Here is a 15973-nt window from a genome sequence, read left to right as displayed (position 1 = left end):
GCCGTTCAGAACCGCACCTGGCGCCCCTGCCCGCTGCGCTCGGCCAGGTAGTCCTGGGCCGCCTTCAGCTCACGCTGCACCAGCCGCAGCGACACACCGAGGTGGTCGGCCACGTCGCGCTGCTGCAGGCCATCGACGCGGATCGCCAGCAGGATGCGGCGACGGCGCTCGGGCATGCGCTGCAGCAGGCCGACCATGTCTTCCAGCGCGAAGTCCAGTTCGGCCGCCTGCGCCGGACCGGGTGCAGGGTCGGCCATGTCCATCAGCATATCCACCTCCTCCAGGCTCAGCAGGCGGTGGTCAGCACGTTGGCGGTCGATCACGGTATTCATTGCCATGCGCAGCAGGTAGGCCACGGGGTTCTGCACGGCATCCAGACGGTCACGCCGCGCGCTCAGGCGCATCCACGTGTCCTGCAGCGCGTCGCCGGCCAGCTCCTCCGAGCCCAGCTTGCGCACCAGCCGGCGCTTCAGCTCATCGTAGGCACCCAGAAGGTGGTCCATCAGGTCAATTGCCCCAGCCGTACCGTTGCTCATGTTCGAATCCTTGAAGTCATGGAAGGGGCGCGCGCCGGCCACAGTCGTGGTCGGTGCCGGAAGGACGGATCTGCAGCGTCACCGGCTGCGGCAGCGCAGCGGCATCGGGCGCCAGCACCAGGCCCTGCAGCGCCTGCAGCAGGCGCGCATCGCGGCGGGCGCTGCCACTGCCTGACAGCAGCTCGGGCTCGCTCACCTGGCCCGCGCCGTCGATGCGGAAGCGCAGCGTCGCGGCATAGCGGCCGGGCGCGATCTCCGGGTCGTCACAGAACGCCGCACGCAGCCGCTGCTGCAGGCCGCCGTAGCGACGCCGACGTTCGGCCTCGGGAAGTTCGGCGCCAACACTCGATTCGGCGGCCGAGGGCGTGCCCCGGCGCAGCACCACGCGCTGCTCGCCGATCACCTCGGCCTCGATACCGGAGTCCTGCAGCAGCACCTGCAACGCAGGCAGCGGTGCCAGGCTGCCGCGCAGCGCATGGCTGCTGCGGCCGGCGGCCAGGTCACCCGGGTACATCACTGACCACCCACTGATGACGCTGAAGCGCTCGACCGCCTGTTCCAGCGGCTGCGCAGGGATGTCGTAGGCATGAACAGCGTCCTGCGCGGCAGCGGCAAAGGACAGCAGCAGCCATGTGGCGATGGCCACCTTCCAAGTTCTGACCGCATGGTGTCCATTCAGCCCCCTGACGTAGAACACATGACCCTCGGCAGCGACAGCAGCTGCAGTGGACGCGCGCCACCACCGGAACCCCGGCCCGCGCGCGACCCGCAAGCGGGCTCAAACCGTACCGGCGCCACATGTCATTGCGATGACCGCTGCCTACAGCCGACGCGAAGCCAGTCACCCATCAGGAATCAATGAATTGAACAGACCACCTCATCCACGCCTGGGGTCAGAGCCCGTTGCGCAGCAACGGGATCCGACCCCGTGCCGACCCAGACGTGTCGACCAAGGTCGACACCCACCAGGAGCAGCTCATGCCGTTCCGGCAGATCGTGGAAATCTGTCGAAGGCGGGGTGGGTCCGGTTGCGGGGGCGTGAGCCGCATGGATGCGGCGACCGAGCTTACATGGACGTACTTGCAGCGTCCCCCGCAACCGGACCCACCCCGCCATCCCTCAGCAGGCCCGCTGTTGCTGTTGCTGTTGCTCCAGAGGTTGCCGGCCAGCGGCCGGCACTACCCGCGGGTGCCGGGTGCAACCCGGCCGCAAACCCCATCCCTCAAAGCGGCAGCTGGGTCGTCTGCTTGATCCGCTGCATTGGAATCTCGGTCTTGGTGTTCTGCACCCCCGCAATCCGGTTCAGGTGCTGCATCTGGAACTGCCGGTAGGCATCCAGGTCGGCCACCGCCACCCGCAGCAGGAAATCGCAGTCACCGGCCATCAGATGGCATTCAAGCACTTCCGGGAACGACTTGATGCTGTTGATGAAATGATTGGTGGTGTCCTCGTCCTGCCCGCGCAGCCACACCCGCACGAACACCGTGAAGCCACGGCCCACCTTGGCCTCGTTCAACAAGGCCACATAGCGGTCGATGTAGCCGCCCTCCTCCAGCAGACGCACCCGGCGCAGGCAGGCCGACGGGGACAGCCCGACCAGGCGTGCCAGCTCGAGGTTCTGCAGGCGGCCGTCGCGCTGCAGGGCGTCGAGGATGCGCCGATCGAGGTTGTCCAGCTGGTACTGCATGGAATTTCACCCCTTTCACTTCTGGCCGCATGAAATATCAATCATCCGGAATCAAGTGGCATCAACGCAACCCGATTTCGCGATTGGACCGCTAGCATGGGCCACCCCCACCTTGTTGTGCCGTTCGATGGACGCCCGTACCACCCTCCCCCTGCCTGACACCTGCGATACCGCGCCGCGTGCCGAATTCCTGCGCGGCCTGCGCGCCGCCGTGCCGGTGATGATCGGCTTCATTCCGTTCGCCCTGGTGCTCGGTGCGCAGGCGGCCCAGAAGGGCCTGAGCGCACTGGAAGTGCCGCTGATGACCGGCCTCAACTTCGCTGGCGGCTCGGAGTTCGCCGCCGTCGAACTGTGGACCTCGCCACCGCACATTGCACTGATCGTGGCCATCACCGCGCTGGTCAACAGCCGTCACCTGCTGATGGGCGCCAGCCTGGCCCCGCTGCTCCAGCACCTGCCGCGCCGCCGGGTGCTGCCGGCCCTGTTCTTCATGTGCGACGAAAGCTGGGCGATGGGCGTGGCCGATGCGCGCCGACGCGCGCTTGGCTTCAGCCTGGCCTACTACCTGGGCGTATCGGCAGGCCTGTACACGGTCTGGGTGGCCTGCACCGCGCTGGGCGCGATCGTTGGCCCGATGCTGGGCGACATCCACGCCTATGGTTTCGACATGGCCTTCCCCGCCGTGTTCCTGGTGCTGCTGCGCGGCATGTGGCAGGGCATGAAGGCCGCGCGGCCGTGGCTGGTCAGCCTGGTCGTTGCCGCTGCTACCTACCTGCTGGTGCCAGGTGCGTGGTACGTGGCCAGCGGCGCACTGGCCGGCCTGGCCGCAGCCTGGCTGCTGGCGGAGGACGCAGCATGATCTTCGATGGCCTGATCCACTGGACCTCGGTACTGGCCATCGTGCTGATGGCCGCCGCCACCTACCTGACCCGCATCGTCGGCTTCCTCGCGCTGCGCAACCGCACACTGAGCAAACGCGCAGTGACGGTGATGGAAGCCGCGCCGGGCTGCGTGCTGATCTCGGTGATCGCCCCGGACTTCGTGGCCGACAAGCCGGCCGACCTGGCCGCACTGGCCATCACCCTGCTGGCCGCCACGCGGCTGTCGATGCTGCCGACCGTGCTGATCGGCGTGGTCTCGGCGGGTGTGTTGCGCTATCTGATGGGGTAGCTACCGGTACGCCGGGCAATGCCCGGCGGTCCGTAGTGGCGCAGCAGTGCAATCACGCGCTGCTGCTTGCCGCCAGCAGGCACAGGCTGCGCGGCGGCAGCGTCCAGGCGCCTTCCTCATCCGGCTCCAACGGCGTTTCGTCGGTCTGCAGGAGTACGCGCCGGAACGACAGGGCGTCGTCTGACACACAGAACCGCTGCGGCTGCTCCCCGGCGTTCAACAGCAGGGCCAGGCTGACATGCCGCCCGGGCTCGCGCAGGCCACTGTCCGGACTGCGACCGTCCAGCACGATCGCCAGCGCACGCAGCCCTGCGTCATGCCAGTCCGCTTCCTCCATGCCGCGACCATCGGGATGCCGCCAGTCGATATCGCGCAGGCCCAGCGCCTCATCGTACTCGCCGCGCAGGAACCGGTTCCGGCGCAGCAGGCCGTAGCGCCGGCGCAGTGACAGCGCCCGCCGCACGAACGCCACCTGCGCCTGTGCAGCCGGCAATGCTGCGCGCTCCCAGTCGATCCAGCTCAGTGGATTGTCTTGGCAGTAGGCGTTGTTGTTGCCCTGCTGCGAATGGCCGAACTCATCGCCCGCCAGCAGCATCGGCGTCCCCTGCGCCAGCAGCAGCGTGGCCAGCAGATTGCGCATCTGCCGCGCACGCAACGAAAGGATCGCCGCATCATCGGTGTCTCCCTCCACGCCGTGGTTGCTGGAGAGGTTGTGCGAGTGGCCGTCACGGTTGTCCTCGCCGTTGGCCTCGTTGTGGCGATCGTTGTAGCTGACCAGATCGTGCAGGGTGAATCCATCATGCGCCGTCACCAGATTGATGCTGGCCGACGGTCGCCTGCCGTGGTGTTCGAACAGGTCGGCCGAGCCAGTGAAGCGCGTGGCAAACTCCGCCAGCTGCCCGCCATCGCCACGCCACAGCGCGCGCACCGTGTCGCGGAAGCGGTCGTTCCACTCGGCCCAGCCCGGCGGAAACTGGCCCAGCTGGTAGCCGCCCGGGCCGATGTCCCATGGCTCGGCAATCAGCTTCACCTGGCTCAGGATCGGGTCCTGGCGTACCGCATCGAGGAAGCTGCCCGAGGCGTCGAAGCCATGCCGTTCGCGGCCGAGGATGGTTGCCAGGTCGAAGCGGAACCCATCCACCCGCATCTCGGTCACCCAGTAGCGCAGGGAGTCCATGACCATGCGCAGCGCACCGGCATTGGTCAGATCGAACGTGTTGCCGGTACCGGTATCGTTGATGTAATAGCGGCGATCATCGGCCAAACGGTAGTAGCTGGCGTTGTCGATGCCCTTGAACGACAGCGTAGGGCCCAGCTCGTTGCCTTCGGCCGTGTGGTTGTAGACCACGTCCAGGATGACCTCGATGCCCGCGTTGTGCAGGCGCGCGACCATCTGCTTGAACTCGGCCACGGTGCCCAGCGACAGATAGCGTGCCTGCGGCGCGAAGAAGCCGATGGTGTTGTATCCCCAGTAGTTGCGCAGCCCGCGCTCGAGCAGCTGCTGGTCATCCACGTAGGCATGCACCGGCAGCAGCTCGATGGCGGTCACCCCCAGATGGCTGAGGTGGTCGACCACCGCATCGTGCCGCAACGCGGAGAAGGTACCGCGCTCGGCCTGTGGGACGTCGGGATGCTGCATGGTCAGTCCGCGCACGTGGGCTTCGTAGATCACGGTCCGGTCCCAGGGCGTGGCAGGTGCACGCTCTGCGCCCCAGCTGAAAGCCGGATCGATCACGGCACAGCGTGGCATGTAACCGGCGCTGTCGCGGCGGTCGAAACTGAGATCGCCATCGCGGTGACCCAGGGTGTAGCCGAACAGGTGTGGGGCCCACTTCAGTTCGCCGACGATCTGCTTGGCATAGGGATCCAGCAGCAGCTTGTTGGGATTGAAGCGATGGCCCTCTTCCGGCGCATACGGGCCGTGCACCCGGTAGCCGTAACGTTGCCCGGGCCGCACGTCCGGCAGGTAGCCGTGCCAGATCTCGTTGGTGTACTCGGGCAGCGCGATACGCTCGACTTCACGGTTGCGCGCGTCGAACAGGCAGAGTTCCACCCGGGTAGCGTGCCGCGAGTACAGCGCGAAGTTCACACCCAAGCCGTCCCAGGTCGCCCCCAGCGGGAACGGCCGGCCTTCGCGCACCCGCGAGGTCTGCGTCCACTTACGGCTGGCCATCGGTTCCCTCCTCGTCGCGCGCAGCGGCAATCTCGGCTTCCACCAGGCGCTCGGCCATGTGCCAATGCCGCTGCTGCTGGTCGTCCGGCCGCCCTTCCGCTTCCCATATCTGGTGGGCCAATGCCTCAATCCGCTGCCGTCGTTCCCTGCTGTCCATTCCTGTCCGTCTCCTCGTTGATCCATACCGCCAACGGGCTGCCAGCCAGAAGCCGTGCCGCGTCCCCGGTTGCCTTGAAATGTTCGATGCGCCCGTCCAGCAGGTTGCGCATGGGGCCTGTCGCCAGCCCGTGCAGCATCAGGCCAGTGCCGACGTTGTGTGCTGCGTGCAGGCTGGGCCCGGGCACGGCGGTGGGCGAACCACGCCGCACGATCACCAGCAGCACCTGCGCCTGATGCCTGCGCGCGAATGCCAGCCAGGGCGAACGCGCCGGTGCGGACAGCGCCTGCAGTTGGCCGTGCAGGAACAGCTGCGGGTGCCTGCGGCGGCACTCCAGCAAGCGCCTGAGCAGAAATGCCTTGATGCCACCGTCCCGCCAGTCCTCCAGCAGGGCGGGCCAACCGCGCGTATCGCGCAGCCACGCCTGCCGCACTGGATAGTCCACGGCACGCCGGTTGTCCGGGTCCACCAGGCTCAGGTCCCAGCCTTCTCCGCCCTGGTAGAGGTCGGGCACGCCGGGCAGGCAGTGCTGCAGGCACAGTTGTGCCAGGCCGTTGCAGGCGCCGGCCGGCGCAATGCGCGCCACGAACGTCGCCAGCGCCTCCCGCACCGGCTGCAATGGCGCTCCATCCAGCAGTGCGTGCAGCCACTGCGCGGCGGCCTCCTCCACCGCCACGTTGGGATCGGACCAGCTGCTGACCCGTTTGCCCTCGCGCAACGCCTTGGTCAGCCATTGCACCATCCTCGATGCGAAGTCGGCGCCCGGGTTACCGTGCATCGGCCACGCGGCCACGAGCGCCTGCCACAGCGCATAGGCCTCGGCACCCGGCAACGGCATCGGCGCGCCCGCGCGGGTCGACATCCGGCTCCAGCGCCGCACGGCGTCCCGCCACTCGACCGTGCAGGTGCTGAGAACCGCCAGCCGCGCCCGGCTGTCGGCCCCGCGCTTGTGATCGTGGGTCGCCAGCGCAAGCAATGCCCGCGGATGGCGCTGCAGGCGTCCCACTGCGTGTTCCAGCAGCTCGCGTCCCTCCATGCCCAGCCGCTGCGGATCACTTCCGACTTCGTTGCGCGACAGCAGCCTGAAGTAACGATAGAAGCCTGTGTCCTCCACCGACTTGGCATTCAACGGCGCGGCCAATTGCCCGAATCTCACCCGCAGCGCGCGCTCGGCCTCCGCCTCGCCGGGAAGTGCCCGCAGCAGCAGATCCAGTGCCGCGTGTGCCGTACCGTCCAGTGCCTCGCGTGCTGCCGCGGCAGCGTCCACCAGGGCCTTCCGTTCACCTGCATCCTGCAGCGAATAGGGGCGGTAGGTACGGTAGTGCCGCAGCAGCGCGGCCAATGCACGGGCAAGCGCAGCGGCTCCGATATCGGCTTCGGCCAGCCGGGGCTGCAGGACCCGCTGCGCGCTGCGCAGCAGTCGCTGGAAGTCGGTGTGAAGCGACGTGCGCAGCAGCATGCTGCGGGCATCCTGCTGCAAGTCGTCAAAGCTGCGCGCGTCGCCAATCGCCGCTTGCCAGGTGCGGGAGAGCGCGGGTGCAGCAGCCGGATCATGCAGCCAGGCGCCAACCTGGTCCATGAAGTCATAGCCCGTCGTGCCGTCGCAGGCCCAGCCATCGGGCAGCTGTTCGTCCTCCGCCAGTATCTTCTCCACATGCACGCTCACTGCCTGTGGGTCGCGACCGCCTGCCGCGCAGGCCTCGTCGAGCGACGCACGCAGGTGTTGCAGGTACGGCCCGGGTGACGACAGGCCATCCACATGGTCAATGCGCAGGCCGTCAACCCACCCCGCACGCACCAGCCGCAACGGCAGCGCATGCACCGCCGCGAACACATCGTCGCGCTCCACCCGCAGTGCGGCCAGTTCGTTGATGTCGAAGAAGCGCCGGTAGTTCACCTGATCGCCCGCCGTGCGCCACCAAGCCAGCCGGTAGTGCTGCCGCCGCAGCAGCGTGTGCAACCGTTCGACGCTGCGGTTGCAGCGTTCCGCCCATGCCGGCCACTGCGCGGGTACCAGCGGATGGCTGCGCGGAGACAACGGCAATGCCAGCCCGTGATGACGCAGCGTCGGCCGCTCATCGTCCACTGCTACGCGCAACACGCCATCGCGCACGGCGTCGTGCAGTGGCCGGTCCAGCACTGGCAGCCAGAGCCGGCCCTCGCAACCCGGCGCCTCCCAGTCAATGTCGAACCATCCTGCATGGGGACTTCTGCACCCGTGCAGCAGCACATCGTTCCACCAGGGCGTCTGCGGGGATGCCGCAAGATGGTTGGGTACGATGTCCAGGATCAGGCCCATGCCATGCGCACGCGCCGCTGTCGCCAGCCGCTGGAAGGCTTCTTCGCCGCCCAGTTCCGGATTGATGCGGGCCGGGTCGATGCCATCGTAGCCATGCATGGACCCTGGCATCGCAGCGCTGATCGGCGACAGGTAAAGGTGGCTGACGCCCAGCGCGGCGTAGTACGGCAGCTGCGCCGCAGCGGCCTCGAAGTTGAAGCCTGCATGCAGCTGCAGGCGTGCGGTGGCACGCAACCGGGTCATCGTCCCGCCTTGCGCCGCGTGGCGCTGAACCGGGCAATGCGCGCATCGGCCGCGTCCGGATCCCACGCAAGCGGCAAGCGTCGGCGCCAGTTCGGGTGACCATTGACGGTACCCGGCAGGTTCACCTGCGCGCGGCTGCCCAGCGCATCTTCCAGCGGGAGCAGCGCCAGCCGTGAAGGTGCGTGCGCCACCAGTGACAGCGCACGCGCTTCCAGCGTCGCGCCCTCGCCCCGGGCGACTGCGGACAGCGCCTGTACCTCGCTGGCACGCGCGTGCAGCGCCGCGGGAAGCTCGGTCAGCTCACCCAGGCGTGCACGCCAGCGCAGGTCGCGCCCACGCAGCCAGCCGGCCAGCGGCGGCAGATCATGGGTGGAGGGCATGGCCACCGCATCGCGGCGCCACCGTGGCGCCGGCAGGAAGCGCTCACCGTTGCGGGCGAACGGCAGCACCTCCAGCCCCAGCACGCCACGGGCTGCCAGTCGCTGGCGGATACCCGGAGGAACCACGCCCAGGTCTTCGCCAATCAGCACGCAGCGATGGCGCCACGATTCCAGCACCAGCAGGTTGATCAGATCATCGAACGGATAGCGCAGATACACCCCCTGCCCGGCGCCCGCGCCACGCGGCAGCACCCACAGCCGCTGCAGGCCCAGAATGTGGTCGATGCGCAATCCACCGCGACCCGCCATCACGGCGCGCAACACGCGGATGAACGGTTCAAACCCTTCGCGCTGCAACGCAGAGGGTGACCAGCTGGTGATACCCCAGGCCTGGCCCAGCGGATTGAACGCATCCGGCGGCGCGCCCAGCTCGAGGCCCTGCAGCAGGCGGTCGCCGCCGGTCCGGGCCTCGACGCCCTGCGGTGCACAACCCACTGCCAGATCCGCGATCAGTCCGATCGACGCGCCGTCGTTGCGCAGTCCCGCCTGCACCTGCGCCCAGCCTTGCCACGCCAACCACTGCGCAAACGCATGGTCGTCGGCGCTTCCAGTGAATCGGTCGGCGGCGTGCTGGCAATACTGCAGCAGGGGTTCCCGCTGCGCATCGCACCACGTCTGCATCTGTTCGTACTGTGCCGGCGCCTGCTGCCGCAGCCATTGGCGCCCTTGGCGCAGCCAGCGCCACTTCACTGCCGCCGAGTGCGGCCAGTCGATGCGGCGTGCTGCGGTAGCCGCTTCAACGGCCATCGCCAGTGCTTCGTCCTCGCGCAACACGCTGCCGGCGGCCTCCGGCAAAACCTGCGGCAGCGACACCTGCAGCGGATCGAGCCAGCGCCGGTCGCTGGGCGAGTAAGGACTGTAGCCCGTGCCCGGTGCCAGGCCGGCGTGCAGCGGACTCAACGCCAGTGCATCGCCGCAGTGACGGTGCAGCAGCTCGCGCCACCGCGCACAGCCGGCGCTGTCACCGATGCCGGCATCACCGGGCGCGCGCAGGCTGTAGACCTGCGCCGACAGACCCCAACCGCGCAGCAGGCCCTGCGGCCACCAGGCACGCTGCGGTGCCACCGCAACCGCCTGTTGCCGGTCGCCCCGGCGCCACTGCCAATAGCCTGGCTGATCCGGAACCCGCCAGCGCCCTTGCGCATCCGCACGTGCAGGCAACGCTGTGCCCTGCTCGTCCACCCAGCACGCCGCGCCAGTTGCCTCAGGCATGGCCAGGAGCTGACCACAGCAGGCAGTGAGCAACGGGTGGGCCACCGGCACACCGTCGCACGCGAACTCCGACAGCACGGCGCGCAGCACGTCGGGCGCAACCTCGCGCTCTGCTCCGGCCACGTCGGTCCAGCGGACCAGCAGGCCCGCACGGCGGGCCGCCTCCCGGACCGCCGCATCCGTATTCATGCGGCGATCCAGCGCGCAAGCGCACCGCCGCCTGCCGGCAGCATCGCGGCCGCGTCCGGCCCAACGACGCACTCGCCGGCCGGCACCGCATGCGCCACCGGCACAGGGCCCACGTTGATCGCGATCCACCATTGGCCCGAGGGCAACTGCCAGCCCGCCTGCACCGCGCCTTGGCCCAGCACGCGCGCGCCCAGCGACCGCGCCTGCAGCAGGCCCGGCTGCAGATAGCGCCTGCGCAGGCCGAGGAACTCACCCGTGCAGCGCAGCCAGTGCTGCGACCAGGGATCATCGCCGGGCGGCGGCGTGTACGACGCCTGCAGGGTCGCCGCATCGTTCGGGTCCGGAATACGCGCGCGCGCGGCGGCGTCGGCAAAGGCACTGAAACCGGAGAACTCACGGCGACGCCCTTCACGCACCGCCTCGTCCAGCGGTGGCGCGTAGTCGGTGAAGAACAGGAATGGCGATTGCACCTGCCACGGTTCGCCCATGAACAGCAGCGGGATCATCGGCGTCAGCAGGGTCAGGGCCAGCGCCGCGCGCAGCCGGGCAGGATCGATCAGCATCGACAGGCGCTCGCCGAAGGCGCGGTTTCCCACCTGGTCGTGGTTCTGCGCGAATACCACAAAACGCGCAGGCGACAGGTCGACGCTGGGCTCGCCACGGGGATGGCCGCGCAGGTCCGGTTCGCCCTGCCAGGCGAATCCCTCGGCCAGGCAGCGCGCCAGGAGTGCTTCGGCGCGCCCGGCATAGGCCGCGTAATAGCCTTCCTGCTCGCCGGTCAGCATCACATGCAGCGCGTTGTGGAAGTCGTCGTTCCACTGCCCCTGATAGGCGCCGCGCAGCCAACGCGCCTGGTTGCGTTCGTTCTCCAGCACCAGGTGCGCCTGCGGCACCGCAGCGCGTACCTCATCGGCCAGCTGCTGCAGGAACCGGTCATCGTCAATGGCGTGCACAGCATCCAGGCGCAGTCCGTCGACTCCATAGTCGCGCAGCCACATCAGCGCATTGTCGATGAAGAACCGCCGCACCCAGGGCTGGCGGAAGTCGATGGCCTCGCCCCACGGCGTGCTGCGATCGTCACGGAAGAACCCGCGCGCGTAGTTGCGCAGGTGGTTGCCCTGCGGTCCGAAGTGGTTGTAGACCACATCCAGCAGCACCGACAGCCCTGCATCGTGCGCCGCCTCGATGAAGGTCCTCAGCGCTGCCGGCCCGCCGTAGGCATGGGCCGGCGCATACGGGAACACGCCGTCGTAGCCCCAGTTGCGCTGCCCGGGAAACTGCGCGACCGGCATCAGTTCGATGGCGGTAACGCCCAGCGCCGCCAGCAGCGGCAGCTGCGCAGCCAGCGCAGCGAAGCCGCCGCCCGCTTCGATATGCACTTCATAGATCACCAGGTCCTGCCAGGCATGCCCGTGCCAGGCAGGCCGCGCTGCCTCCGTATCCAGCACCACGGCGCTGTCGCCGTCGACGCCGTCCGGTTGCCAGCGCGAGGCCGGGTCGGGCACGTCCTGGCCGGACGGCAGGCGGAACCGGTAGCGGTCACCATGCGACGCCTGTGTCCGCAGCCAGTGGCAGCCGTCCGGGTCGCGGTGCATCGGCCGCGGCACGCCCTGCAGGCACAGCGCCACGGTGCCTGCGTCCGGTGCCCACACGCGGAACTCGACACCTTCACCGGCCACCGGCCATGCGCCCAGGCGCGGCGCCACTGCGGTCATGCATCAACCTGCAGGTACAGCGTGGACAGCGGCGGCAGTGTGAGCCGCAGCGACTGCGCGTGACCATGCATCGGCCTCGGCTCGGTATGCACTGCGCCGAGGTTTCCCGCGTTGCCGCCACCGTAGTAACCGCTGTCGGTGTTGAGCCGTTCGGTCCAACACCCCGGTTGCGGCACGCCGACCCGGTAGCCGTCGCGACGTACCGGAGTGAAGTTGCTCACCACCAGAAGGGTGCGGCCGCTACCGGCCGGATCCCGGCGGATGAAGGCGTAGACGCTGTTGCGGCTGTCGTCGGCCACGCTCCAGTCGAAACCGCGTTCGTCGCGTTCGTCGCGGTGCAGCGCAGGTTCGGAGCGCAGCACGGCATTGAGGTCGCCCACCAGGCGCGACAGGCCCTGGCCCTCGTTGCTGGCCGCCCGTGCCCAGTCCAGTGCCGCATCGTGCGACCACTCCTGTCCCTGGCCGAACTCGCCGCCCATGAACAGCAGTTTGCTGCCCGGGTGCGCCCACATGAAACCGTAGTACGCGCGGAGCTGGGCCAGCCGCTGCGCCGGGTCGCCCACCATCTTGGCCAGCAGCGCTCCCTTGCCGTGCACCACCTCGTCATGCGAAAGCGGAAGCACGAACCGTTCGGAGAAGGCGTAGACCAGGCCGAAGCTGATCTCACTATGGTGATGCTGGCGATGAACCGGATCGCGCCCCAGGTACTGCAGGGTGTCGTGCATCCAGCCCATGTTCCATTTGTGGGTGAAACCAAGCCCGCCCTGCTCCACCGGCGCGGTCACCCCTGGCCATGCGGTGGATTCCTCGGCGATCACCAGCACGTCCGGGAAGCGCTCCCTCAGCGTCTGGTTCATCCGCCGTAGAAAAGCGACCGCCTGCAGGTTCTCGCGCCCGCCCTGCTCGTTGGGTATCCACTGGCCCTCGGCACGGCTGTAATCCCGGTACAGCATCGACGCCACGGCATCCACGCGCAGACCATCGATGTGGAACCGCTCCACCCACTCCAATGCACTGCCGATCAGGTAGGCGGCCACTTCGTTGCGGCCATAGTTGTAGATCAGCGTGTCCCAGTCGGCGTGCACCCCTTCGCGCGGGTCGGCATGCTCGTACAGCGCGGTGCCATCGAACCCGGCCAGGCCATGCGCATCGTTCGGGAAGTGCGCGCTCACCCAGTCCACGATCACCCCTACGCCGGCCTGATGACAGCGGTCCACGAAGCGTGCGAAGGCCTGTGGCGTGCCATGGCGCGCCGTTGGCGCGTAGATCCCCAGTGGCTGATAGCCCCAGGAACCGCCAAAGGGATGCTCGCTGACCGGCAGCAGCTCGATGTGGGTGAAACCAAGCCCTGCCACGTACGGAATCAACCGGTCGGCCAAGGCATCCCAGTCCAGCGGCGAACCATCGTCGCTGCGCTGCCAGGAGCCCGCATGCACTTCGTAGATGGACAGCGGCGTGCAGGTTCCGGCCTGCCGCCGCGCCGCCAACCATGCGTCATCGTGCCACTGCATCGGCGCTGCCGAAGGCACCCGCGAGGCGGTGGCCGGTGGCAGCTCGGCCCAGCGCGCCATCGGATCGAACTTGTCGGGCATCACCCGGCCGTCGGCGCCGACGATGCGGAATTTGTAGCGGGCACCGGCCTGCACGCCAGGCAGGAACAGCTCCCACACGCCAGCGGTGTGGCGCAGCCGCATCGGATGGCGCCGGCCATCCCACCCGTTGAAATCGCCGACCACGGCAACCCTTCGTGCGTTGGGGGCCCACACCGCGAAGCGCACGCCGTCGATACCCTGTACCTGCATCGCTACTGCGCCCAACTGGCGCGCTGCATCAGCGTCACCGGCATGGAAATGCTGCAGCAGCGCCTCATCCAGCAGCGGACCGAAGGAATAGGCATCGTGCACCTGCTCCACACCCTGCTCGAAATGCAGGGCGAGCAGCGGCACGGGCGCTTCACCTGCTGCACCTTCGAACAGGCCGGGCAAGGGACCCGGTTGCAGATCCCAGCGCCGCTCCGGGCCCGCAATCACCTCCACGCGACGCGCGTGGGGCACCAGAACGCGCAGCTGGCGCTGGCCATCGGGCTGTTGGTGCGGCCCGAGCCAGGCAAACGCATCGGCCGGCCGTGCATGAACCAGGTCGTCCAGGGCCGGAGCCACCACGCCCTCCTCCCGTCCGGCAGTCGCCATGGGCTCGTCCTCGAGGGCGACCGGCTGCAGGCTGTCGTGACTCATGCGGCCACCTGGCAGGTCTGCTGGTACAGGGCCAGATATGCGCGCCCCGCCGCATCCCAACCGCCCGGCCGCAGCATGGCCGCGCGGCGCATGGCCTGCAGCAGGCCGGGCAGGCGGAAGGTGCGCATCGCCCGTTCCACGCAGCGGCGCAGGCCATCGGCATTGGCGCCGTGGAACAGGAATCCGGTCACGCCATCCTCGACGGTATCCACCAGCCCGCCGGTCGCGTGCGCGATGGGCAGGCAGCCGAAGCGCTGCGCGTACATCTGGCTCAACCCACAGGGTTCGAAACGCGAAGGCATCAGCAGGAAATCGGCGCCAGCAAACATCTGGCGGGCCAGCGCCTCTTCGAAGCCGATGAATGCGCCCACCCGTCCGGGGTAGCGCCGGGCCAGCGCCTGCACCTGCGCTTCCACCTGCGGCTCGCCGCCACCGATGATGACCAGCTGGCCGCCGGCCGCCACGATCTGCGGCGCCACGTCGCATGTGATGTCCAGACCTTTCTGGTGCACCAGGCGGGAGACCACCGCGAACAGCGGGCCGGCCGAGGGCGCCAGGCCGAATGCACTGCGCACCGCGTGCGCATTGGTGGCGCGCCCGGTCCACTCACCAATGCCGAAGTGGGCCTTGAGATGGATGTCACGACGGGGGTCCCAGCTGGCGTCAATGCCGTTGACGATACCGCTCAGGTGGCCGCCGGCGGCGCGCCGGGCCAACAGATCATGCAGTCCGCAACCATCGTCCGGGGCGGTGATCTGTTGCGCGTAGCGCAGGCTGACCGTGTTCAGGCGCGTGGCATTGGTGATGCCACCCTGCAGGAACGACATCTGCCCGTGGAAGTGCAGTTCATCCAGGTGTTCGACCGGTACGCCTAGCACAGGTGCAAGCGCATACGGAAACAGCCCCTGGTAAGCCAGGTTGTGGATGGTCAGCAGGGTCGGCACGGTGGTCCGGTCCCAACGCACGTAGGCTGCCGCCATGGCCACAGGCCAATCATTCAGGTGCAGCAGCTGCGGCGACCAGTCCAGCCCGGCACGCCCGGCCGCAATCTCCGCCGCCGCGTGTGAGAGCGTGGCGAAGCGAACCGCGTTGTCCTTCCACTCCTGGCCCTGCCCATCGACGTATGGCGAACCTTCGCGCTCGTACAGCTCTGGCGAGAGCAGCACGTAGATCGGAAGGCCGTCTGCCTGCACTGCCATGCCGATCCCGCACGCAGGCAGGCCCGCCCTCGCGCTGACCTGTCCCACCCGCTGCAGCTGTGGCAGGCGCTGCAGTACCTCCGGGTAGCCGGGCAGCAGCACGCGCGAATCACAGGCGCCGCGTACCGCACGCGGCAGGGCTGCGGCCACGTCGCCCAGGCCCCCGGCCTTGATGAAGTCGGCCATCTCGGTCGCGACGAACAACACACGCTGTACCAGCTCCGGCAGCTGCAGTGGCTGCGAGTGGCCACGCCGGGTGCCGATCGGCACGAGCGAACCGGGAGAGGTCGCAACAGATGAAGCGGACTGGACAGCGCGGGCCATGGGAGGGTCTCTCGGGTATTTCAGGCAGACGGACGCCAGCGGCGCCCGGACGGGCGCTGATGGTGGGAAGGAAGTCGACGCAGGACGTGGGGGACGTCAGCGAGAGGCTCAGGACGACAATAGCCCTGCATGCGATCAATCAACCGTGAAGCCATGGCGATTTCTTTGTGACAACACGTCATGAGCTCAGTACACATGACATGCGCCCGCCTCCTGCACGTCTCTCCTGCGATGGGGCCGAGCCCACGCCCGGCTGCAATCCCGCGTGCCGCCTGAGCCGAGCTGGATTGGTCTTTAAGAGACTCACCCTGCGACACCCGGTCGCAGGCCTTCGCGCTACGCGCTTGACCAATGTCAAACCGCCCGCCGCCGCGCGGGCGTATTCCTATGCAGGA

12 protein-coding genes are annotated in these 15973 nt (G+C 68.4%); 2 read left to right on the top strand and 10 right to left on the bottom strand.

Going from position 1 to position 15973, the window contains the following annotated elements:
- Positions 1–5: 5 nt before the first annotated feature.
- From AC5P5R_RS02785 to AC5P5R_RS02775, 3 genes are all read right to left on the bottom strand, one after another.
- On the bottom strand, positions 6–536 hold the full coding sequence (locus AC5P5R_RS02785; protein WP_043033591.1) for an RNA polymerase sigma factor: 531 nt from the start codon (positions 534–536) through the stop codon (positions 6–8).
- Between the two features lie 16 nt (positions 537–552).
- Positions 553–1233, bottom strand: a complete 681-nt coding sequence (locus AC5P5R_RS02780; protein WP_043033304.1) for a TonB C-terminal domain-containing protein — start codon at positions 1231–1233, stop codon at positions 553–555.
- A gap of 525 nt (positions 1234–1758) precedes the next feature.
- Entirely contained in the window at positions 1759–2223 is a 465-nt protein-coding gene (locus tag AC5P5R_RS02775) for an Lrp/AsnC family transcriptional regulator (RefSeq protein WP_005413654.1), read from the bottom strand.
- Between the two features lie 127 nt (positions 2224–2350).
- On the opposite strand from AC5P5R_RS02775, the gene AC5P5R_RS02770 reads away from it, so the two are divergent.
- Together AC5P5R_RS02770 and AC5P5R_RS02765 are read left to right on the top strand one after the other, a co-directional pair.
- A complete protein-coding gene (locus AC5P5R_RS02770; protein WP_014037422.1) occupies positions 2351–3082 on the top strand; it encodes an AzlC family ABC transporter permease in 732 nt (243 codons plus the stop codon).
- Positions 3079–3393 carry an AzlD family protein gene (locus tag AC5P5R_RS02765; protein ID WP_012480455.1) on the top strand — a complete coding sequence of 105 codons (315 nt, stop codon included), beginning with the start codon at positions 3079–3081 and terminating at the stop codon, positions 3391–3393. The genes AC5P5R_RS02770 and AC5P5R_RS02765 overlap by 4 nt, the downstream gene beginning before the upstream one ends.
- 52 nt (positions 3394–3445) lie before the next feature.
- Here AC5P5R_RS02765 and glgX read toward each other — a convergent pair whose 3' ends face one another.
- The 7 genes from glgX to glgA are packed head-to-tail and all read right to left on the bottom strand — an operon-like array spanning position 3446 to position 15578.
- Positions 3446–5566 (bottom strand): glycogen debranching protein GlgX, encoded by a 2121-nt coding sequence (glgX, locus tag AC5P5R_RS02760; RefSeq protein ID WP_033835070.1) that lies wholly within the window; start codon positions 5564–5566, stop codon positions 3446–3448.
- Positions 5553–5723 carry a DUF2934 domain-containing protein gene (locus tag AC5P5R_RS02755; protein WP_005413658.1) on the bottom strand — a complete coding sequence of 57 codons (171 nt, stop codon included), beginning with the start codon at positions 5721–5723 and terminating at the stop codon, positions 5553–5555. The genes glgX and AC5P5R_RS02755 overlap by 14 nt, the downstream gene beginning before the upstream one ends.
- Positions 5692–8265, bottom strand: coding sequence for a malto-oligosyltrehalose synthase (gene treY, locus AC5P5R_RS02750; protein WP_099498085.1), 2574 nt, complete (start codon positions 8263–8265; stop codon positions 5692–5694). The genes AC5P5R_RS02755 and treY overlap by 32 nt, the downstream gene beginning before the upstream one ends.
- A complete protein-coding gene (locus AC5P5R_RS02745) occupies positions 8262–10106 on the bottom strand; it encodes a 4-alpha-glucanotransferase (RefSeq protein ID WP_099498084.1) in 1845 nt (614 codons plus the stop codon). The genes treY and AC5P5R_RS02745 overlap by 4 nt, the downstream gene beginning before the upstream one ends.
- Positions 10103–11821: a malto-oligosyltrehalose trehalohydrolase gene (gene treZ / locus AC5P5R_RS02740; RefSeq protein WP_099498083.1), complete on the bottom strand. Its 1719-nt coding sequence runs from the start codon at positions 11819–11821 to the stop codon at positions 10103–10105. The genes AC5P5R_RS02745 and treZ overlap by 4 nt, the downstream gene beginning before the upstream one ends.
- Entirely contained in the window at positions 11818–14055 is a 2238-nt protein-coding gene (locus AC5P5R_RS02735; protein ID WP_099498082.1) for a 1,4-alpha-glucan branching enzyme, read from the bottom strand. Before AC5P5R_RS02735 ends, treZ begins: the two co-directional genes overlap by 4 nt.
- Positions 14052–15578: a glycogen synthase GlgA gene (glgA, locus tag AC5P5R_RS02730; protein ID WP_012480461.1), complete on the bottom strand. Its 1527-nt coding sequence runs from the start codon at positions 15576–15578 to the stop codon at positions 14052–14054. The genes AC5P5R_RS02735 and glgA overlap by 4 nt, the downstream gene beginning before the upstream one ends.
- Positions 15579–15973: the final 395 nt, after the last annotated feature.

This window comes from Stenotrophomonas sp. YJH_SMC_19 (assembly GCF_059367915.1).
Note: the sequence above shows the minus strand (reverse complement) of the source record. Positions and strands in the feature narration are given on the sequence as shown.

Coding starts and splice junctions, on each gene's coding strand:
- AC5P5R_RS02785 (WP_043033591.1), bottom strand. CDS start 536: ATGAGCAACGGTACGGCTGGGGCAATTGACCTGATGGACCACCTTCTG.
- AC5P5R_RS02775 (WP_005413654.1), bottom strand. CDS start 2,223: ATGCAGTACCAGCTGGACAACCTCGATCGGCGCATCCTCGACGCCCTG.
- AC5P5R_RS02770 (WP_014037422.1), top strand. CDS start 2,351: ATGGACGCCCGTACCACCCTCCCCCTGCCTGACACCTGCGATACCGCG.
- AC5P5R_RS02765 (WP_012480455.1), top strand. CDS start 3,079: ATGATCTTCGATGGCCTGATCCACTGGACCTCGGTACTGGCCATCGTG.
- glgX (WP_033835070.1), bottom strand. CDS start 5,566: ATGGCCAGCCGTAAGTGGACGCAGACCTCGCGGGTGCGCGAAGGCCGG.
- AC5P5R_RS02755 (WP_005413658.1), bottom strand. CDS start 5,723: ATGGACAGCAGGGAACGACGGCAGCGGATTGAGGCATTGGCCCACCAG.
- treY (WP_099498085.1), bottom strand. CDS start 8,265: ATGACCCGGTTGCGTGCCACCGCACGCCTGCAGCTGCATGCAGGCTTC.
- AC5P5R_RS02745 (WP_099498084.1), bottom strand. CDS start 10,106: ATGAATACGGATGCGGCGGTCCGGGAGGCGGCCCGCCGTGCGGGCCTG.
- treZ (WP_099498083.1), bottom strand. CDS start 11,821: ATGACCGCAGTGGCGCCGCGCCTGGGCGCATGGCCGGTGGCCGGTGAA.
- AC5P5R_RS02735 (WP_099498082.1), bottom strand. CDS start 14,055: ATGAGTCACGACAGCCTGCAGCCGGTCGCCCTCGAGGACGAGCCCATG.
- glgA (WP_012480461.1), bottom strand. CDS start 15,578: ATGGCCCGCGCTGTCCAGTCCGCTTCATCTGTTGCGACCTCTCCCGGT.